This window comes from Klebsiella sp. 4_1_44FAA (genome assembly GCF_000238715.1).
Taxonomy (GTDB): Bacteria; Pseudomonadota; Gammaproteobacteria; order Enterobacterales; family Enterobacteriaceae; genus Klebsiella; species Klebsiella pneumoniae.
Genome location: NZ_JH414798.1, coordinates 161093 through 182090, shown reverse-complemented (window position 1 = coordinate 182090; position 20998 = coordinate 161093). Strand labels below are relative to the sequence as shown.

The window sequence follows — 20998 nt, the reverse complement described above, 5'->3', positions numbered from 1 at the left end:
GGAGAGGCGTCAGCCGCCATCCTGCACAAACACCGGCACTCGGCCTGATTGCCCGGCGGCGCTGCGCTTGCCGGGCCTACGAAAGGGGCGAACCCGGCGCCAAATCACGTAGCCCGGATAAGGCGCAATGCGCCGCCATCCGTGAGACATGCAGATTAATCGTTCTGCGCGGTCTGCGCGCCGCCTTTCAGCATCGCCTCCGCCATCTGCGCTTCGCGCTGCTTTTTATAGCTCAGCGCCGAGGCGGGTACCGGCATTACCTTCCCGGTTTCAATCCAGGTCCGCAAGCGGCTGGCGTCAGCGAAGTGGGTATATTTGCCGAAGGCATCCATCACCACCAGCGCCACCGGACGTTGGTTAATCACCGTGCGCATAATCAGGCAGTGGCCGGCAGCGTTGGTGAAGCCGGTTTTGGTCAGCTGAATGTTCCAGTTATCGCGATACACCAGATGGTTGGTGTTGCGGAACGGCAGGCTGTAGGCCGGATGGGCGAAGGTGGCGGTCTCTTCTTTGGTGGTGCTCAGCTGGCCGATCAGCGGATACTGCTCGCTGGCGATCAGCAGTTTGGTCAGATCGCGGGCGGTGGAGACGTTATGCACCGACAGGCCGGTGGGCTCCACGTAGCGGGTATGGGTCATGCCCAGCGCCTGGGCTTTGGCGTTCATCGCGCGAATAAAAGCGTCGTAGCCGCCCGGATAGTGATGCGCCAGGCTGGCGGCCGCGCGGTTCTCGGAAGACATCAGCGCCAGCAGCAGCATATCGCGGCGACTAATCTGGCTGTTGAGGCGCACGCGGGAGTAGATCCCCTTCATTTCCGGCGTATGGCTGATATCCACCGTCAGCATCTCATCCAGCGGCAGATGGGCATCGAGCACCACCATGGCGGTCATCACTTTGGTGATCGACGCCATCGGGCGCACCAGATCCGGCTGGCTGGCATAAATGATTTTTTTCGTGGCCAGATCGACGATCATGGCGCTGCCGGAGGCAATTTCCGGCTGCGAGGCGGTCACCGCCGTCGGGGTTTTTGCTAACGCCTGGGGCGCAAAAGGCACAGCCAGCAGCAAGGTCAGGCTGAGCAAAGAGACTCGAAATTTCGGCATCATGGGCATTCTGAAAAGTATTTTTGCACGTTATGGAACGTACGCCGCGAGGTTAAGTGGGCAACTTCGCTGGCAAACGCCATCATACCGCGCCGTAAGGCCCTGTGCCTAATAAGAATCGTGAAGAAATGCTGCATTGCCGACATAAAATACATATTTGCCGGCAATGCATATTTACCCGTGTCGCCCGATCAGAAGAGTCGGTAGCCATACCCCCAGAGCACCACGGTGATGGCCAGCAGCACTTCCAGCACCAGTACCCCAATAGCTAGCGTCGAGCTGGCAAAGCTTAACCCCTCTTCCCGATTAATGCTCAGGAAGGTCGGAATGCCGAGATACAGCAGATACCCGGTATAGAACAGCGCAATAGTACCGACCAGCGCGCACAGCCAGACCAGCGGATAGAGCGCCACAATCCCGCTCAGAAACAGCGGGGTGGCGACGTAGCCGGCAAACACCATGCAGCGTTTCAGGGAAGGCTGCTGCGGATACTGCCTCGCCATCCACCAGATGACCCGCCCCATGATCGCCACCCCGGCGAGCATCACGGCGTAAAACAGCACCGCCAGCGCCAGTCCGGTCAGCATCGACAGTTTAATCACGGTGCCATCGCCGAAGTTCCAGCCCAGCTGCGTGGTGCCGATAAAGGCGCAGATTACCGGAACCGCCGCCATCAGCAGCACATGATGCGTATAGTGATGAGAAATGGTTTCATTCTCGCTCTTAATCACGCTCATTTCCCGGTTGGGATGAGCGAAGAGCCCCCAGACATGGTTCATAGCGTCCCCCTTGTCACGGCTTCGTACTGCACTGATCCAAGTATAATTCACCCTGTAGATTATTTTATGTACAGCACAGAAAATTCTGCGTCGCCGCGTTTTGGTCAGCAGGGTGTATGATTAAGAGGTGATGAGGTAAGGAGAAAAGCTTTTTATGGATATCAATCACCTGATTTCCCAGTATGGCTACGCGGCGCTGATCGTCGGCAGCATGGCGGAAGGTGAGACCATTACCCTGCTGGGCGGCGTCGCGGCGCATCAGGGGCTACTGAAATTTCCCCTGGTGGTGATCGCCGTCGCCCTCGGCGGGATGATTGGCGATCAGCTGCTCTATCTGGTCGGTCGCCGCTTCGGGGGACGCATCCTGCGCCGTTTCGCCAGTCAGAAAGCGCGGATCCGTAAAGCGCAGCGTATGATCCAGCTCCGGCCGTGGCTGTTTGTCATCGGCACCCGCTTTATGTATGGCTTCCGGGTAATCGGCCCCCTGCTGATCGGCGCCAGCCGCCTGCCGCCGCGCATTTTCCTGCCGCTGAATATTGTCGGAGCGCTGGTGTGGGCCCTGCTGTTTACCACCATTGGCTATCTCGGCGGCGAGGTGGTTGGCCCGTGGCTGCACCATCTGGATGCCCATCTGAAGCACTGGATCTGGCTGATCCTCGCGGTGGTGGTGGTGGTGGCCGCCCACTGGTGGCTCAGGCGGCGCGAGAGTAAGAAGAAAGACTAAGCGGCGCACCCGCGGGCGCACCGTGGTTGGCGGTTACTTCACCGTCTGGTGGTAGCCGCCGCCGAGGGCCGAGGTCAGCTGAATGCTAGCGTCAATCCACTGGCCGTGCAGGCGCAATGCGGTGATCCGTTCCTGCAGCGCCGGGAGCTTCGCCATACTGACTCTGGAGCCAGGTAAGATCCCTGCCGCCATTCGGGCCTGCGCCAGATCCACTACCCGCTGAGCGTCTTTTTCAACCTGCTGCTGCTGCTGGCTTTTGGCCATTAATGTTTCGACCTGGCTGGCGGTTTTCGCCACCTGGTTAACGGCATCCACCACCGCTTTGTTGTACTGGGCGATCGACAGGCTATTCTGCGCGCTGGCGATATCCAGGTTGGCGTTAAGGCGGCCGCTGTCAAAGATCGGCAGCGTCAACCCGGCAGTAACGCCCATCTGCTGCGCCGAATGGCGGAAAAGATCGCTTAAGTGCAGGGCATCCTGCTGCAGGAACGCCATCAGATTGATGTCCGGATAAAACGCCGCTTTCGCCGCGTCCACTTCGCTCAGGGACGCCTCAATATACCAGTGGGCGACCTGCAGATCCGGGCGGCGCGCCAGCAGCTCATAGCCGAGGGTATCTGGCAGCTGCGCGCTGACCGTTGGCAGGCTGGCGGGTTTGAGGTTTAGCGACTGGCTCTGGCTGTTGGTCAGGGCCATCAGCCGCGCTTCAATCTCTTTCATCGTGCCCGTCACGTCCGCCAGCTGCTGGTCGGTTTTGCTGACGTTAATATCGTTCTCCGCCCCTTCGGCGGAGTTAGTGATCCCGCGCTGATACAGGGCCTTGTCGACCGTCACGATATTATTTTGCTCGTTTTTCACCTGCTGCAGCACCGCTTTGATCGCCGCTTCCGTCTGCCACTGCCAGTACAGACGCGCCACGCTGCCGGAGAGCAGCTCACGGGTCTGGGCCTGTTCAGCAACCTGGGCTTTCAGCTCGCCGATACGCGCTTTCACCAGCGCACGGTTTTTGCCCCACAGATCGAGATCCCAACCGGCGGTCAGGCCAAAGGTACCGTTGGTGTACCACGGGCCGGTATTGCCGTCGGTGTCGGTAGCAAACGGTCCCATCAGGCCTTCGGCCGACATGCGCTGGCGTTCAATATCGGCGGAGAAATCCATCTCCGGGCCAAGATTCGCCTGCGACATTCGCGCCTGCGCTTCGGCAAGCCTGATGCGCTGTTCGGCAATCTGCATATCCGGCGCGTTGGCCAACGCTCGCTGAATCAGATTATTAAGCTGTGGGTCATGGTAATTTTTCCACCAGTCAGTCTGCGGCCAGCCATTTTTCACGGCGGCAGGGAGATCCATGGAAACATGGGAGGCTGGAATTTGCTGCTGCGGCGGATTAGCAACCTCATGAGATGGCGCGCAGCCAGCCAGCGCGATGGCCAGGGGCAATGCCGCCAGCACGCTTTTATTTAATATCAATTTCATTGGACAGGTCAGATAACTTAATCAGGTTGGTTATCATAAGTTAATTGAATTAAACGCGTTTAGTAAAGCGTGTGACTAAATTATTAGTTTGCTAAAAATAAACAACCTTATCAATTCAGGGGGTGAATATGAGCAGACATCTTTTAACGAGCCGCACCTCTTTACCACCCTACTCGATCTGGATGAAGAGAAAGAACGTCCGATGACCTTTTTACTGCGCGCGCGTAAACCGGGCTAACCCCCCGCCCGGCGATGGCCGGGCGGGCATTCTTTAGGCTTTCAGGCTGGCGCCGCGGCTGGCAATCACCTCTTTATACCAGCTAAAGCTCTTCTTCTTACTGCGCGCCAGGGTGCCGGTACCGTCATCATGGCGGTCGACATAGATAAAGCCGTAGCGCTTCGACAGCTCCGCCTTTGAGGCGCTCACCAGGTCAATCGGTCCCCAGCTGGTAAAGCCCATCAGCTCAACGCCATCGTCAATGGCTTCCCGCGCCTGCACCAGGTGGTCGTTCAGGTAACTGATGCGGTAGTCATCGTTAATGCTGCCGTCGGCTTCCACCTTATCTTTGGCGCCCAGACCGTTTTCCACGATAAACAGCGGCTTCTGGTAGCGATCCCACAGCACGTTCAGCAGCGTGCGCAGGCCCAGCGGGTCTATCTGCCAGCCCCACTCCGAGCTCGCCAGGTGCGGGTTCGGCACCATGCTGAGAATATTGCCGCGCGCCTGCTGGTTCAGCGCCTCGTCGGCGGTGACGCAGCCGGTCATGTAGTAGCTGAAGGAGATAAAGTCGACGGTGGTTTTTAGCGCTTCACGATCGGCGTCGGTGATGGTGAGCGCGATGCCGTTGTCACGGAAATAGCGCTGCATATAGCCCGGGTACGCGCCGCGCGCCTGTACGTCGCCGAAGAACTGCCAGCTGCGGTTCTCCTGCAGCGTCTCGAACACATCCTCCGGTTTGCAGCTCAGGGGATACATCAGCTCGCCGAGCAGCATATTGCCGATTTTGCCCTCAGGCACCAGCTCATGACAGGCTTTGACCGCCAGCGCGCTGGCCACCAGCTGGTGGTGAATCGCCTGATACACCTCGCCTTTGCTGCTGCCGGCCGGCAGGCCGACGCCGGTCATCGGGGCATGTAGCGACATATTGATTTCGTTAAAGGTCAGCCACAGTTTGACCTTATTTTTATAGCGGCTGAACACCGTCCGGGCGTAGCGCTCAAAGAAGCCAATCACCTCCCGGCTGCCCCAGCCGCCGTAGTTTTTTACCAGCGCCCATGGCATTTCATAATGCGACAGCGTCACCAGCGGGGTGATGTTGTGCTTGGCCATCTCGTCGAACAGCTTGTCGTAGAACGCGAGGCCGGCTTCGTTCGGCTCGGCGTCGTCGCCGTTGGGGTAGATGCGGGTCCAGGCGATAGAGACTCGCAGGCAGTTAAAACCCATCTCGGCAAACAGGGCGATATCTTCCGGATAGCGATGGTAAAAATCGATCGCCACATCTTTTATGCCGCTGTCGCCGGGTACGCGCTCGACCACTTCGCCGAAAACGCCGTGCGGCTGCACATCGGAGGTGGATAAGCCTTTGCCATCTTCCAGATAAGCACCTTCCACCTGATTGGCCGCGGTCGCGCCGCCCCATAAAAAATCCGTCGGGAATGTTTTCATCTTTTTCTCCTGTGATTAATGGCTGACTGACAACAGCGGCTGACCGGCTTCGACGGTGCTGGACGCCACCGTATCAATCTCCCGGTAGTCGTCGCTGTTGCTGATAATGATCGGGGTCGCCAGGTCGTAGCCGGCGTCCAGAATCGCCTGGCGATCAAACTCAATCAGCAGATCGCCGGCCTGTACCCTGTCGCCCTCTTTCACATGCGCGGTAAAGGGCACGCCGTCGAGTTTGACCGTGTCGATGCCGACGTGGATCAGCAGCTCAATGCCGCTGTCGCTTTGCAGGCCGATGGCGTGTTTAGTCTGAAACAGGGAGGCCACTTCGCCCGGGAACGGGGCAATCACTTGGCCCACCGCCGGGATAATGGCGACCCCTTTACCCAGCAGGCCGCTGGCGAAGGTGCTATCCGGCACCTGCTCGAGGGCGATAACGCTGCCGCTCATCGGCGCCAGAATATCGTTTGCCGAGACCGGGGCTACCGTCACGGCGCCTGGTGCGGCGCTACCGCGCGGCAGGCCGGCGAAGAAGGTCAGCACGCAGGCGAGCACGAAAGCCACGCCGGTGCCGATAAGCCCGCCCCAGACGCTGGCGTCAATCCCGCCGGGCGGGATCATTTGCGCCGGGAAAAAGATGTTTGGCAGGCCAAACGAGTAGGCATAACTGTTGCTAAAGGCAGTGATCGCCCCGCCAATCGCCCCGGCGACACAGCCGAAGATAAACGGACGGCGCAGCGGCAGGGTCAGGCCATAGATAGCCGGCTCGGTGATGCCGAACAGCCCGGCGGAGAAGGCGGAACCGGCCAGCACCCGCTGGCGCGCATCGCGGGTGGCGAGGAAAATACCGAGCACTGCGCCCACCTGGGCAATCACCGCCGGAAGAATAATCGGCAGCATGGAGTCGTGACCAAGCACCGTCATGTTGTTGATCATCAACGGCACCAGCCCCCAGTGCAGGCCGAAAATAACGCACACCTGCCACATGGCGCCCAGTACCGCGCCCGCCAGCCATGGGGCAAACGCATAAATGAACTGGTAGCCGTTGGCCAGCAGATGGCTCAGCCAGGTGGCGACCGGGCCAATCACCAGGAAGGTGAGCGGGACCACCACCGCCAGGCAGATCGCCGGGCTGAAGAAGTTTTTCATCGATGACGGCAACAGCGCATTGCTCTTGCGCTCCAGCCAGCAGGAGACCCATGAGGCGAGAATAATCGGGATCACTGATGAGCTGTAGTTGATAAAGGTCACCGGAATGCCGAGAAAGTGCTCCACCGCCGCGCCCGGCGCCTGGCTGGCCTCAAAGGCCTGAATCATCAGCGGGTGGGTTAACGCCCCGCCAATCACCATCGAGATAAACGGGTTGCCGCCAAACTTCTTCCCGGCGGTATAGCCAAGAAACAGCGGGAAGAAAAAGAACAGCGCGTCGCTGGCGGCAAACCAGATTTTATAAGTCCCCTGCTCCGGCGTAAGCCAGCCGCAGGTCACCGCCAGCGCCAGCAGGCCTTTCAGCAGACCGGTTGCCGCCATCACGCCGATAAACGGTGTAAAGATGCCGGAGATGATGTCGATAAGCTGGCTTAACACCGATCCTTTGGCCGCTTTTTCCCCGGCAACCGGTTCGTTGTCATCGCTTAACCCCGCCTCCTGGCGCACCGCCAGCCAGACGTCGTGAACGTGGTTGCCAATCACCACCTGAAACTGGCCGCCGCTCTCCACCACCATAATCACGCCCGGATTGGCCTTCAGCCCTTCGGCATCGGCTTTGCCGTTATCCTTCAGTTTAAAACGCAGACGTGTCGCACAGTGAACCAGACTCACAATGTTCTCTTTGCCGCCGACGCGGTTGAGAATATCCTGCGCGAGTGCTTTATATTCCATGCTCTTTTCCTTACTGCCGCTGCCCGCAGACAACCGGCGACTGAGTAGTAAAAAATAAAAAAACCCGAGAACCACGCCGGTGGGCGTCGCGCTCAGGTTTTGCCTGCATCATGCAGTAACAATCCAGTTTTGTTGGGGAGAATTAACGCCCCTCTTTTCTTACCCGTTCGATATGAATGGCAAGAAACATAATTTCTTCGGTGGTCAGCGACCGCTGATACTGCTTTTGCAGATGCGTCGCCACCGTTTCCGCACACTTCCACGCTTTGGCGTAGTTATCTTTCACCGCGCTGTGCAGCGAGACGTCGTCATCTTCCACCACCGTGCGCGTCAGCATCCGCTGGGCGAAAAACTTCAGGTGGGTGACGAAACGCTGATAGCTCAGCGACTCTTCATCGTAGTTAAGCTGCAGCTGATACTTCACCAGCTGCAGGATCTCCTGCATCACCCGGGTCACGTGCATGACCTCCGGCATTTCGCTGTTGAGCTGCGCCGTCACCAGATGCAGGGCGATAAATCCGGCTTCGTCCTCCGCCAACTCCACGCCGAGCCTTTTGGCAATGATGGCCCTTGCCTCCTGGCCCAGCGCGAACTCCTTCGGATACAGCCGCTTAATCTCCCACAGCAGCACGTTACGCAGTGCGATGCCCTTTTTCTGCCGCTCGATAGCAAAATGACAGTGATCCGTTAACGTGATGTACAAACTTTCCTGTAACTTGCCCAGCCGTCCGCGTGCCAGGTCGATAATGCGATCGCAGGTGGTCATCACTTCTAACGGTATTTGACTGAGCAGCTCGCCTAAGCGGCCGACCAGCTCATCGCTTTGTAAGGCGAAAACTTTTTCAATTTTACTGTCGTCCAGCACGTCGCCCGGGCGTTTCTGAAAGGCCAGCCCTCGCCCCATCACCACCTGTTCGCGCCGGTGCTCGTCGAGAACCACCACCACATTGTTATTGAGTACTTTGGCGATTTGCATATAGACCCCAGAAACAAAAAAACCTGACCCCCGACGAAACGCCAGGTGATCAGGTTTTGCCTGCCGCAGCAGTTGCAATCCAACACCCGCACTGTAACAACTTCTGCTGCGCGCTCAACCTGACAAGTGAAAAAACGTGATTAAGATCGCGACTATCAGAAGGTCACGACGGTTTTCCACTCCACTACCCACGCGTCCTGGGTCTGCGCGACGCCGCCCGGACGGTGCCAGTACTGCAGGCCCGGCTGCAGCTCCAGCCAGGAGACCGGGCGGAAGCGATAATAGAGCTCACCGTTCAGCGAATGACCGGCCACCGGCTGGTAAGCCGGATCGTTATAGTCGGTGGCGCCGCTTATCTGATTCATATAGCGCTGATTACGTGCGTAGTGGCTGCTCATGTCGATCCACGTCAGGCCGAAGCCAATCCAGTCCTCCGGGCGGGCGTCAAACAGACCGCGGTAGCGCATTGAGGCGGCGACGGCGGAGTGGATATAGTTGCTGCGCTGGTCGCTGAGGCTGCCGCTCAGTGAGACGCTCATTCCCCGCAGCGGGTCGTCGGCGTGGCGGGTGATCTGCTGGTTCAGGCCGGCGTACATAAACCAGGTGCTGTCGTGCTCGGCGTAACCTTGCGGATCGGTCGCCCCGGCGCCGCCGGATTTACCGCTGTAGAGGTCGCTCTGCGGCGCGTTAGTCCAGACAACGCCAAGGTTATAGGCTCCCGGCAGGCCATTAATCAGCGGACGGGTTTCGATCTCCATCGGCAGTAAGATGCCTTTGCTACCCTTCGTCGACCAGCTCCACGCGTGGCTGCGCGCGGTAGCCTGCGGGTTTTGCTCCATCACCCCGCCTTTCAGGGTGACGGTCGGCGTCAGCTTGTACTCCAGGGTGGTGCCCCAGGTGTGAATGTTCCAGTTATTCCAGGTCAGCGAGTTGGCCGATTTCCCACCGCACTGGGTCAGCAGCTGAAAATCGCAGGGTATGATCTGGTCGAAGGTTTGCACCTTGTTCATCATGCCGATGCGCCAGGTCAGGCGGCGGTCGTCAAAGCTGCGGGCAAAGGTGAGCCAGCCAAGGCGGGTAATCGACCCGCCGCCCCAGCTCTCCTGCGATAGATCGTTGAAACTCACCCGCGGATCCTGCAGCCGTTTCGTGGTGAGATTATCATCGTGGTTGCGGTTGACGATGTTGCCTTCGAGACGCGCATCCGGTATGCCGGTCCAGCGCTCCAGATCCTGGGTAAAGGTCAGCGCCACCTGGTCAATATAGGCCAGGTGTTTATCATGGTCATAACCGCCGCCGGCGTTGTAGGCCATCTCGTTAAGATAGCCGAGATTATAATGAAAGCCGTTTTCTTCAAGGATCGGACGAATGCCTAGCATATCGCCCAGCAGCCCTTGCTGCTCGGCTTCAAACCCCAGCGCGCTGCCGTTCCACGCCGGGATGTCCGCGGCGCTCACGGCAGGCGCCATGGCCGCCAGCATAGCGCCGATCAAAAGCTGATTTATTTTTTTGTTATGCATTGTGATATCCACCGTGACTGAATAAAAACAAAGGGGATCCCCAGGCTATTTATTTACCCGTTTTCTTTTTTTAAAAATGAATGGCAAAAAGCGTCCGTCGGTAATAAAACCGCGACAATGCCAGAGAAATCGTTATTCACATCTCATTGTTTTATATCATCATTTTATCCACCCTGAATTTTTACCAAAAAAAAACCTAAGCACTTTGCGCCACGAATGACGAAAGTGCTTAGGTTTTGCCTGAGTTCAGTAGCAATCCTGAATTGATTGACCGCACATTATCACTTTATTCAACCCATGCCTATCATCAATAGGCATGCAAGTAATAATATGTGAAGCGAATAACAGTATGGCGGTTAATAGCGGCCGATCGCCGCCGCTATTTCAGCAGACGTTTGCAGGGCGCGAATTTCATTAAACAGGGTCAGCGCCTCGGTATATTCCTTGCGTAAATAGCCTAACCACTGCTTAATTCTCGCCACATGATACAGACCGGTATCACCCTGCTTTTCCAGGCGGGTATATTTTTGCAACAGCTGGACCACCTGCGGCCACGGCATGCGCGGTTCATTGTATTTGATCACCCGGCTGAGGTTCGGCACATTGAGCGCCCCGCGGCCAATCATCACCGAATCGCAGCCGGTGACAGCCATACAATCCTGGGCGCTTTGCCAGTCCCAGATTTCACCGTTGGCGACCACCGGGATAGTCAGGCGCTGGCGGATCTCGCCGATCGCCTGCCAGTTGATGCGTTCGGCTTTGTAGCCATCTTCTTTGGTACGGCCGTGAACCACCAGTTCGCTGGCCCCCGCCTGCTGCACCGCGTCGGCGATTTCAAAGCGCCGTTCACCGCTGTCCCAGCCAAGACGAACTTTCACCGTCACCGGCAGATGCTCAGGAACCGCCTCTCGCATGGCTTTCGCGCCGCGATAGATCAACTCTGGATCTTTCAGCAGCGTTGCCCCGCCGCCGCTGCCGTTTACCAGCTTCGACGGACAGCCGCAGTTTAAATCCACCCCCCATGAACCCAGAGCCACCGCGCGGGCGGCATTTTCCGCCAGCCACTCGGGATATTGTCCCAGCAGCTGGACGCGCACGCGGGTGCCGGACGGCGTGCGGCTCTGGTGATGCAGTTCCGGGCATAGCCTGTAGAACGATTTTACCGGCAGCAGTTGATCCACCACGCGCAGAAATTCGGTGATGCAGAGATCGTAATCGTTAACCTCGGTCAGCAGCTCGCGCACCAGCGAATCGAGCACGCCTTCCATCGGCGCCAGTAGAACACGCATATCGTTACCCGAAAAAAAAAGAGGCGCTATGGTAGCGCCTCCGGGCGCTGGTTGAAAGCGCTCAATGCGTCGGACCAGACGCACGCCGTTCCCCGCACGCTCGATGCGGCAAAGCGGCGAGATAATCTCTATGCTTTACAGAGGTCTGTGGCGTCCCATTCGCCTTTATTTGCCGCGCCTCATCCAGCAAGGTAGCGTGGGGAGCGATCCCGCCTGAGCCGCAAGGTGTCGGGCCCTGACGGGTGAGACTAGGTTCCCGTAAGCTATCAGCGCTATGCATAGAATTCATGATGTGATCGGTAGCACATTTTAGGGATTAATTGTATGATGAATGCACTTCATCAAGGGTTATTACCATGAGTAAATCGCTGACTATTATCTGGCAGTACCTGCGGGCTTTCGTCCTGATTTACGCCTGCCTGTACGGCGGAATTTTTATCGCCGGGCTGCTGCCTATCACTATCCCCGGCAGCATCATCGGCATGCTGATCCTCTTCGTGCTGCTGGCGCTGCAAATTATGCCGCCGCAATGGGTCAACCCCGGCTGCAATATCCTGATCCGCTATATGGCGCTGCTGTTCGTGCCGATCGGCGTTGGGGTGATGCAGTACTGGGATCTGCTGCGCGCCCAGCTGGGGCCTGTCGTTATCTCCTGCGCCATCAGTACGCTGGTGGTGTTTGTAGTGGTGAGCTGGAGCTCCCATTTGGTGCATGGCGAACGTAAAGTGATTGGCCAAAAAGGAAAAGAAGAATGATGCATGAAATCTGGTGGTCGCTACCGCTAACCCTGATCGTCTTTTTTCTCGCCCGCAAACTGGCGGCCCGCTTTAAGTTCCCGCTGCTCAACCCGCTGCTGGTGGCGATGGTGGTGATTATTCCATTTCTTCTGCTGACCGGGATCTCCTATGAGCGTTATTTTGCCGGCAGCAAAGTCCTGAACGATCTACTGCAGCCGGCGGTAGTGGCCCTTGCGTTCCCGCTGTATGAACAACTGCACCAGATCCGCGCCCGCTGGAAATCTATCATTACCATCTGCTTTATCGGCAGCTGCGTGGCGATGATCACCGGCACCACCGTCGCTCTGCTGATGGGCGCCACGCCGCAAATCGCCGCCTCTATTCTGCCTAAGTCAGTCACTACGCCGATTGCTATGGCGGTTAGCGGCAGCATCGGCGGCATTCCGGCCATCAGCGCCGTGTGCGTAATTTTTGTCGGCATCCTCGGCGCGGTATTTGGGCATACGTTGCTTAACCTGATGCGCATTCGCACCAAAGCGTCGCGCGGCCTGTCAATGGGCACCGCCTCGCACGCCCTCGGCACGGCCCGCTGCGCCGAGCTGGACTATCAGGAAGGCGCGTTTAGCTCACTGGCGCTGGTGCTGTGCGGGATCATCACCTCGTTGATGGCGCCGTTCTTATTTCCGCTGATCCTCGCAGTGGTAGGTTAATCGTGATTTAAATCACATTTTTTAATGCAACAAATCAGAGTTGCATAAAGAATGAGATATTCATCACATATGGAACCGCTGGCCGCCCGTACACTGGCTTCCCATTACACTGTTATGAGGCAACGCTATGCACTCACGTTTTCAAGCTGCTTTGACGACTCTGGCAGCAGATCTGCAGGCGGCCATCGCCCCGATGCTCGCCGACCCGCATTTCCCGGCGCTGCTCGAAGCCGATCAGGTGGCGACGCTGCAGCATGCGACAGGTCTGGACGAAGACGCGCTGGCTTTTGCGCTACTGCCGCTTGCCGCTGCCTGCGCGCGCCCCGACCTTTCTCATTTTAACGTCGGGGCTATCGCCCGCGGCGTCAGCGGCCGCTGGTACTTTGGCGGCAATATGGAGTTTCTCGGCGCTACCATGCAGCAGACCGTTCACGCGGAACAGAGCGCCATCAGCCACGCCTGGCTGCGCGGCGAGACCTCCCTGCGCGCTATCACGGTGAACTACACGCCGTGCGGTCATTGCCGTCAGTTTATGAACGAACTGAACAGCGGGCTGGCGCTGCGCATTCATCTGCCGGGTCGCGAAGCGCATGCTCTGGAGCACTATCTGCCGGACGCCTTTGGCCCGAAAGACCTGGAGATCAAAACCCTGCTGATGGATGAACAGGACCATGGCTACCCGGTGAGCGGCGATGCCCTGACCCAGGCAGCTATTCAGGCCGCCAACCGCTGCCATGCGCCCTATAGCCACTCGCCTTCCGGCGTGGCGCTGGAGCTGAAAGACGGTACCATTTTCAGCGGTAGCTATGCGGAAAACGCAGCGTTCAACCCGACGCTGCCGCCGCTGCAGGGGGCGCTGAATCTCCTTAGCCTCAACGGCTATGATTATCCCGCTATCCAGCGGGCAATCCTGGCGGAGAAAGCCGACGCGGCGCTGATCCAGTGGGATGCCACCGTCGCCACCCTGAAGGCGCTGGGCTGCCACAATATTGAGCGCGTCCTGTTAGGTTGATCAGCCTGAGCAGATTGCCGGACGGCGTCTTCGGCTTATCCGGCTGACTTTTTATACCGTTAGGTGTCGGGTGGCGCTACGCTTACCCGACCTACGGTTCGCGCCATGGCGACCTGAAGATCCCTATGCCGGGTGTCGGCTCACGCCTTACCCGGCCTGCGTTCGGCGATCTGTCTATATTGCTGAAAATCCCCGCAATCAAACGCGGGTTTCTTGCGCTTACCCGGCGGGTAAAGTAGCCTGAAGACTCCGTTGTCTATTATTGAGCCAAGTTCATGTTAAAGCGTGCGTTCTACAGCCTGTTAGTCCTGCTCGGCCTGCTGCTGTTGACCGTGCTGGGCCTTGACCGCTGGATGAGCTGGAAAACCGCGCCCTATATCTATGATGAACTGCAGGACCTGCCCTACCGTCAGGTCGGTGTGGTGCTGGGCACCGCCAAATATTACCGCACCGGCGTCATCAATCAGTATTACCGTTACCGCATCCAGGGTGCGCTGAACGCCTACAACAGCGGCAAGGTCAACTATCTCCTGCTGAGCGGCGATAATGCTCTGCAAAGCTACAATGAACCGATGACCATGCGTCGGGACCTGATTAAAGGCGGCGTCGATCCCGCGGATATCGTACTGGACTATGCCGGTTTCCGTACCCTCGACTCGATCGTCCGTACCCGGAAAGTGTTCGACACCAACGACTTCATTATCATCACCCAGCGCTTCCACTGCGAACGGGCGCTGTTTATCGCCCTGCATATGGGGATCCAGGCCCAGTGCTACGCGGTGCCGTCGCCGAAGGATATGTGGAGCGTGCGGCTGCGCGAGTTCGGCGCCCGCTTTGGCGCGCTGGCGGATCTCTATATCTTCAAACGGGAACCGCGCTTTCTCGGCCCTCTCATCCCGATTCCGGCGCAGCAGCATGACGTGCCGGATGACGCCCAATCCTACCCGGCCGTCACCCCGGAGCAGCTGCTGGAGCTGCAGAAAGAAAAGTAGCCTCCATCAACGCATTCGTTTCAGATAAAAAAAACCCGCGCCAGGCGCGGGTTTTTGATGCGTTCAATCTTATTTCTTACGGGCGTATTTCAGGGAGTCCAGCGCCACGGCGAAGATAATAATCGCCCCCTTAATAATGTACTGCCAGTAAGGGTTGACGCCGATATAGGTCAGGCCGTAGTTGATGACGGTGAAGATAATCACCCCGGTCACCACGCCAAACACCGTCCCTACCCCGCCGCTGAACGATACGCCGCCCACCACACAGGCGGCGATGGCGTCCAGTTCATACATAAAGCCGAGGTTATTGGTCGCCGAACCGATACGTCCGGCTTCCAGCAGGCCGCCGAAGGCGTAGAACACGCCGGAGAGGGCATAGATCATCAGCAGGTTTAACGCTACGTTAACCCCGGAGACCTTCGCCGCTTCCGGGTTACCGCCGATAGCGAAAATGTTTTTGCCAAAGCGCGTCTTGTTCCACAGGATCCAGACAAAGAAGACGGCAATCAGCGCGTAGAAGGTAATGTAGGACAGGCGGAAGGAGCCCAGCGCCACAAACCCCTGCGCGAAATGGGAGAAGTGGCTGTCGAAGCCGGAGATCGGCGACGCGCCCACGAAGTCGTAGTACAGCGAGTTAATGCCGTAGACGATAATCATGGTGCCGAGAGTGGTAATAAACGGCGTCACGTTCAGGTAGGCAATGACGATCCCGTTAATCAGGCCGATGACCGCCCCGATGGCGCACACCAGCAGGATCACCAGCGGGATCGGCATGGTCGCCATATCCGGGAATACCTTATTGGCATTATCCACCGCCTGCAGCATGGTGGCGGCAATCACCGCCGCCAGACCCACCTGACGGCCGGCGGAGAGGTCGGTCCCCTGCGTGACGATAAGTCCGGCCACGCCGAGGGCAATAATAATACGCACCGAGGACTGGGTCAGAATATTACTCAGGTTGAGCAGACTTAAAAATGTCGGATCCTGGAAAATAATAATGGCCAGCAGGACCAGAAGGACAACATATATCCCACCCTCTTTCAGGTAAGTGAGAAAACTCTTTTTATTTAACGCACTCATGTGAAGCCCCTGATCTTAAAGGTGCAATGACGCAAGACGCAGTATTTCGTTTTGCGTGGTGGTTTTAGTCTCAACAATGCCCGCGACCAGGCCGTTGCTCATCACCAGAATGCGGTCGGTAATCCCCAGCAGTTCCGGCATTTCGGAAGAAATAATAATGATCCCTTTGTCTTTTTTAGCCAGTTCGGCAATCAGCTGATAGATTTCAAACTTGGCGCCGACGTCGATACCGCGCGTTGGCTCATCCAGCATCAGGATCTCCGGCTGGGTCAGCAGCCAGCGGCCTATAATGACCTTTTGCTGGTTACCACCGGAAAGCGAGCCAATCTGCGTATGCTGACCGGGGGTTTTGACGCGCATCGAGTCAATAACCCATTGGGTATCGCTCTTCATTCGCGAGTTATCCAGCAAGCCGACGCTGTTTTTATATTTCTTAATATTGGAGATCAGCGAGTTAAACCCGATATCCAGATAGGCGTAAATCCCGGTAGAGCGCCGCTCCTCGGTCACCAGCGCAAAACCGTGGTTTATCGCCTCGTTGGCGCTGTGGTTGTTGATCTTCTTGCCGTGCAGCGTGATGGTGCCGCTGGCCTTCTCACGGATGCCGAACAGGGTCTCCACGATGTCGGTGCGTTTAGCGCCCACCAGGCCGGCGATACCGAGAATTTCGCCCTTATGCAGGTCAAAGGAGACATCGCGAATGGAGGGCTGGCGCAGCGAGGTGAGATTGCGCACCTGGAGGATCACTTCGCCCGGAGTGTTTTCGCGATCCGGAAAACGCTGGTTAAGCGAACGCCCGACCATCATGGCGATGATCTTATCCATATCCAGCCCTTCCAGCGGCTGGGTGGCGATCCACTGGCCGTCGCGCAGGATGGTTATTTCATCGCACAATTGGAAAATTTCTTCCATTTTATGCGAGATATAGACGATACCGCAGCCGCGATCTTTCAGCTTACGGATGATCTTAAACAGATGGTTGACCTCTTTTTCCGTCAGCGATGACGTCGGCTCATCCATGATGACGATTTTGGCGTCATAGGAAAACGCCTTCGCGATCTCAATCATCTGCATCTGAGATACCGATAAGGTACCGACGCGGGCGCGCGGATCGATATCAATATCCAGCTCATCAAAAATGGCCTTGGTATCCCGGTACATTTTGTCCTGATCGACAAACATGCCTTTAGTTGGATAGCGCCCGAGCCACATGTTATCCATGACCGAACGCTGTAATACCAGGTTTAATTCCTGATGCACCATCGAAATACCGTTTTCCAGGGCTTCTTTCGCCGAATGGAAATCGATCTCTTTTCCCTGAAAAAGAATGCTACCGGAATCTTTTTGATAGATCCCAAAAAGGCATTTTAATAATGTCGATTTACCGGCGCCGTTCTCACCCATTAACGCATGAATGGAGTGCGGACGAACCTTCAGGTTGACATTATCAAGAGCCTTGACGCCAGGAAACGATTTGTTGATGTTGCTCATCTCCAACAAATATTCGCCTGACCGTTCGCTATTATTGCTGACCATAGTTATACCTGGCTGCGTTCATGCAAGCCCCGTCCGGCGCACTAGCGCCAGCAGGAGTCTGGTTCTGTATCAGGAATAATCGGGCGTGGATAACCCACGCCCGCAACTCACATCACGATTATTTGCCGGTAAACTGGCTCAGGTTGTCTTTATCGACGCCCACGTAGGGGACGCGAACAATCTTGTTGTCAATTTTCCAGTTGGTGCCTGCCGCGGCGTCTTTCCCGTCGGCAAGGTTTTTCGCCAGCTCGAAGGTCGCTTTTGCCTGGTTGTTGGCATCGTTCAGCACAGTACCGGCCATCGCGCCGGATTTCACCAGCGCCAGGGCTTCCGGCAGGGCATCAACGCCGAACACCGGAATGCTGCTCTTGTTGTGCGCTTTCAGCGCTTCAACCGCGCCCATCGCCATGGCGTCGTTGTTAGCGATCACCACTTCAATCTTGTTGGCATTCGGGCCGGAGAGCCAGGCGTCCATTTTGTCTTTCGCCTGGGCGGTATCCCACATCGCGGTATCCAGCTGCAGCTGCTGGGTCTTCAGACCTTTATCATTCAGCTCTTTAATAACGTAAGTGGTACGCGCTTCCGCATCCGGATGGCCCGGCTCGCCTTTCAGCAGGACGTACTGGATCTGACCGTCTTTATTCAGATCCCAGTTCGGGTTGGCTTTCCAGTGCTTGGCGATCAGATCGCCCTGAATAATCCCCGACTCTTTCGAGTCGGTACCGACGTAATAAGCCTTGTCATAACTATCCAGCGCTTTGCGGGAAGGCTCTTTGTTGAAGAACACCACCGGAATATTCTGCCCGCGCGCCTTTTCAATCACCGTACCTGCGGCGGCCGGGTCAACCAGGTTAATCGCCAGCGCCTTCACGCCTTTCGCCAGCAGCACGTCAATCTGATCGTTTTGTTTCGACTGGTCGTTCTGCGAATCATTCATCAATAGCTGGACGTCTGGCGCGGATTTGCCATCTTTTTCAATCGCCTTACGCACTACCGACATAAAGTTGTCGTCATATTTATAAATCGTCACGCCGATACGGGTATCTGCTGCGTGTGCGGCGGCGCCAAATAACAGACCAACCATTACAGCAGACAGGGTAAACACCTTCTTATTCATGGAATCTCCGGTTTTATTATGCAGGGTCATTATTGTGAGAAAATGCAGGCGGGATTTGTTGCATTAGTGTTACCGCACAACGCATTTCACGACGAAAATTCGGTCTTCCGTGTCAGGTAACGCTCCAGAAAAATACGACTGTAAAACTCGCTTAACGCCTTGTTCCTACTAAATAAAGTGAGGAATATCCATCACCTCGTGGTTCAGACTGGTAAACGCTGCCATCATAATCAGGCGAATGTTAATATACTGTGAATTTACTCACAAATTGAAAGCGGTTACATCCCGCGATCGCGTCAGTTAGTGATCGGCCCCACAGTTTGCCGCTGGGCAACGGAATGACGGCGCACCAGCGTCGGCATAAAGCAGTGCGTTGCCTCGCGATCCAGCTTGCCGGCCGCCCCCAGCAGCGCCAGCTCGGTGGCCAGCTTTGCCATCGACATTACCGGATAGCGCACGGTGGTGAGCTGAGGATCGGTGTAACGGGAAATAGGAATATCATCAAAGCCAATCAGCGACAGATGCTGCGGCACGACAATGCCGTTGTCCTTCAGCGTCGTCAGCGCGCCGGCCGCCATGCTGTCGTTATAGGCAAACACCGCGGTGAGGCCGAGATTGCGCCCCAGCAGTTCGACCATCGCCGCTTCACCGCCCTGCATATCCGGGGAGCCGGAACCGATCCAGCTGTCCGGGGCGATGATGCCTTGCTCCTGCAGCGCTTTGCTCCACCCTTCCCGGCGCATATCGTCATCTTCAATACCGTGGTTTGAGGAGAGATAGCCGATGCGCTGGTGACCATGATTGAGGAGCATACGGGTGGCCATCAGCGCGCCGCTGACGTTGTCGAGTCCGACGCAGCGATGGGCATACCCCGGCACGATGCGGTTGATCAGCACCATCCCCGGGATATGTTGCATAAAGTCGCTCAGTTCATCATCGCTCAGCGCTTTCGAATGGACGATCAGCGCCGAGCAGCGCTGACGGATCAGCACCTCGATGGCGTGACGCTCTTTTTCCGCCTCGTGATAGCTGTTGCCGATCAGCACATATTTCTGATGCTGCTGAGCAACGGTATCCACTGCTTTCACCAGCGCGCCGAAGAAGGCGTCGGAGACGTCCATCACCACCACGCCGATGGTATCGCTGACCTGGGTGGCCAGCGCCTGGGCGTTGGCGTTGGGCCGGTAGCCCAGTTGGGTCACCGCTTTCATCACCACGTCGCGCGTATCCGGACTCACCAGCGCGCTGTTATTCAGCACCCGCGACACGGTGGCCACGGAAACGCCCGCCTGGCGGGCGACATCACGAATGGTGATCATACTCAGCAACCTTAAGAGAATTACAGCACGTCACATTCACCTCCTGTGCTTAGCAAGGAGGCTATTCTGGCAGCGACCCGCGGTCCGCTGCGTGAGTGAGGTCACACGGCTGGAAACGTTTACATCCGTTTTGTTAATGATTGTGATCGAGATCGTTATCTGGATGTGTCTTTCAATGATGTGCCTGACGCACGCAGGGTTAACTGACGCCACAGCCATTCCACCGGCCCCTGGCGGAAGCGGCGCAGCCAGAGCGATGAGACAAGGAGGTTAACGGCCCAGATGGGGGGGACAAAGGCCAGCAGCTGCAGACGATCGAAGCGCATAAACAGCCCAAGATGATAAAACAGGGTGGTGCAGATCAGGGTCTGCAGCAGGTAGTTGGTCAGCGCCATGCGTCCGACGCAGGCGATAGCGCCCACCAGGCGGAAACGGCAGAGCTGCGGCCAGTAGCCCCAGGCCAGCGCGGCATAGCCGATAGCCTGCAGCGGGGCGCTAAGTTCGCGCGGCGCCTGCAGTAAAAACGCGCACCAGCGATAGTCCCAGGCCAGATACCACTGGGCGAATATTGCCGGCAGATTGACCGCCATGCCGGCCGCCACCAGCAGCGCGCCGGTACGCCGGTAGTGACGCAGGCTAAACTGTCCCTTCAGCCAGCCGCTGCGCATCAGCGCCGCGCCCATCAGCATCATCCCCGCCAGCTGCCAGCCATACTGCGCGCCCAGCGCCAGCAGATTGTCAGATAGCATATCCGCCCGGTTGCTGACGGCCTCCATGCCACCGTGCAGCTTCCAGTACTGCTCATACTGCAGGTTCGCCGCGTCCGGCGCCCACGAGCGATTCGCCGCGGTCCCGGAGATCATCCCCAACAGGACCAGCACCGCAATGCCGGTGAGGTAGAGCACCACCCCGGTGTTGAACAGCGATTTGATATGGTGCGCCTCACGCACCATGCGCCAGCTCACCAGCCCCACCAGGGCATAGGCCAGCAGAATATCGCCATCCCAGAAAAAAAAGACCGTGAATGAAACCGAGCAGCGCCAGCAGCGTCAGCCGCGACTGGATCCAGCGCTTCCCTCGCGGAAGC

General features: G+C 57.3%; 16 protein-coding genes and 2 pseudogenes. 5 read left to right on the top strand and 13 right to left on the bottom strand.

The annotated features are described in order from the left end of the window. Window positions 1-155: 155 nt before the first annotated feature. Together pbpG and HMPREF1024_RS24550 are read right to left on the bottom strand one after the other, a co-directional pair. Window positions 156-1106, bottom strand: coding sequence for a D-alanyl-D-alanine endopeptidase (pbpG, locus tag HMPREF1024_RS24545; protein WP_004180615.1), 951 nt, complete (start codon window positions 1104-1106; stop codon window positions 156-158). Window positions 1107-1294: 188 nt separating this feature from the next. After that, window positions 1295-1882: a Yip1 family protein gene (locus HMPREF1024_RS24550; RefSeq protein WP_002912831.1), complete on the bottom strand. Its 588-nt coding sequence runs from the start codon at window positions 1880-1882 to the stop codon at window positions 1295-1297. 154 nt (window positions 1883-2036) lie between these two features. On the opposite strand from HMPREF1024_RS24550, the gene HMPREF1024_RS24555 reads away from it, so the two are divergent. Further along, complete coding sequence (locus tag HMPREF1024_RS24555; protein WP_009307418.1) at window positions 2037-2606, top strand: DedA family protein; 570 nt, start codon at window positions 2037-2039, stop codon at window positions 2604-2606. A 33-nt stretch (window positions 2607-2639) separates the two neighbouring features. On the opposite strand, the gene mdtQ is transcribed toward HMPREF1024_RS24555, so the two are convergent. From mdtQ to dusC, 6 genes and pseudogenes are all read right to left on the bottom strand, one after another. Beyond that, on the bottom strand, window positions 2640-4079 hold the full coding sequence (gene mdtQ / locus HMPREF1024_RS24560) for a multidrug resistance outer membrane protein MdtQ (protein WP_009307417.1): 1440 nt from the start codon (window positions 4077-4079) through the stop codon (window positions 2640-2642). Between the two features lie 271 nt (window positions 4080-4350). After that, entirely contained in the window at window positions 4351-5745 is a 1395-nt protein-coding gene (locus tag HMPREF1024_RS24565; protein ID WP_009307416.1) for a glycoside hydrolase family 1 protein, read from the bottom strand. 15 nt (window positions 5746-5760) lie between these two features. After that, a pseudogene (bglF, locus tag HMPREF1024_RS24570) lies at window positions 5761-7735 on the bottom strand (PTS beta-glucoside transporter subunit IIABC). Window positions 7736-7765: 30 nt separating this feature from the next. Continuing rightward, window positions 7766-8599 carry a transcriptional antiterminator BglG gene (gene bglG / locus HMPREF1024_RS24575; protein WP_002912842.1) on the bottom strand — a complete coding sequence of 278 codons (834 nt, stop codon included), beginning with the start codon at window positions 8597-8599 and terminating at the stop codon, window positions 7766-7768. A gap of 155 nt (window positions 8600-8754) precedes the next feature. After that, the gene (locus HMPREF1024_RS24580) at window positions 8755-10119 is read right to left on the bottom strand and encodes a carbohydrate porin (RefSeq protein WP_009307414.1); all 1365 of its coding nucleotides are present in this window, start codon (window positions 10117-10119) and stop codon (window positions 8755-8757) included. A gap of 356 nt (window positions 10120-10475) precedes the next feature. Next, window positions 10476-11408: a tRNA dihydrouridine(16) synthase DusC gene (gene dusC / locus HMPREF1024_RS24585; protein WP_002912862.1), complete on the bottom strand. Its 933-nt coding sequence runs from the start codon at window positions 11406-11408 to the stop codon at window positions 10476-10478. A 356-nt stretch (window positions 11409-11764) separates the two neighbouring features. On the opposite strand from dusC, the gene HMPREF1024_RS24590 reads away from it, so the two are divergent. From HMPREF1024_RS24590 to sanA, 4 genes are all read left to right on the top strand, one after another. Continuing rightward, a complete protein-coding gene (locus HMPREF1024_RS24590) occupies window positions 11765-12163 on the top strand; it encodes a CidA/LrgA family protein (protein ID WP_004175078.1) in 399 nt (132 codons plus the stop codon). Continuing rightward, complete coding sequence (locus tag HMPREF1024_RS24595) at window positions 12160-12855, top strand: CidB/LrgB family autolysis modulator (RefSeq protein WP_002912867.1); 696 nt, start codon at window positions 12160-12162, stop codon at window positions 12853-12855. The genes HMPREF1024_RS24590 and HMPREF1024_RS24595 overlap by 4 nt, the downstream gene beginning before the upstream one ends. Window positions 12856-12982: 127 nt before the next feature. Further along, window positions 12983-13867, top strand: coding sequence for a cytidine deaminase (gene cdd / locus HMPREF1024_RS24600; RefSeq protein WP_004200488.1), 885 nt, complete (start codon window positions 12983-12985; stop codon window positions 13865-13867). 275 nt (window positions 13868-14142) lie between these two features. Continuing rightward, window positions 14143-14859: an outer membrane permeability protein SanA gene (gene sanA, locus HMPREF1024_RS24605; RefSeq protein ID WP_002912870.1), complete on the top strand. Its 717-nt coding sequence runs from the start codon at window positions 14143-14145 to the stop codon at window positions 14857-14859. Window positions 14860-14928: 69 nt separating this feature from the next. Here sanA and mglC read toward each other — a convergent pair whose 3' ends face one another. The 5 genes and pseudogenes from mglC to yeiB form a co-directional block, all read right to left on the bottom strand. Continuing rightward, window positions 14929-15939 carry a galactose/methyl galactoside ABC transporter permease MglC gene (gene mglC / locus HMPREF1024_RS24610; protein WP_002912871.1) on the bottom strand — a complete coding sequence of 337 codons (1011 nt, stop codon included), beginning with the start codon at window positions 15937-15939 and terminating at the stop codon, window positions 14929-14931. Window positions 15940-15954: 15 nt separating this feature from the next. Beyond that, on the bottom strand, window positions 15955-17475 hold the full coding sequence (mglA, locus tag HMPREF1024_RS24615; protein ID WP_002912876.1) for a galactose/methyl galactoside ABC transporter ATP-binding protein MglA: 1521 nt from the start codon (window positions 17473-17475) through the stop codon (window positions 15955-15957). A 118-nt stretch (window positions 17476-17593) separates the two neighbouring features. Then, a complete protein-coding gene (gene mglB / locus HMPREF1024_RS24620) occupies window positions 17594-18592 on the bottom strand; it encodes a galactose/glucose ABC transporter substrate-binding protein MglB (protein ID WP_009307413.1) in 999 nt (332 codons plus the stop codon). Between the two features lie 296 nt (window positions 18593-18888). After that, the gene (galS, locus tag HMPREF1024_RS24625; protein WP_002912919.1) at window positions 18889-19911 is read right to left on the bottom strand and encodes an HTH-type transcriptional regulator GalS; all 1023 of its coding nucleotides are present in this window, start codon (window positions 19909-19911) and stop codon (window positions 18889-18891) included. Between the two features lie 155 nt (window positions 19912-20066). Then, window positions 20067-20998: pseudogene (yeiB, locus tag HMPREF1024_RS24630) on the bottom strand (DUF418 domain-containing protein YeiB); the annotation flags it as partial.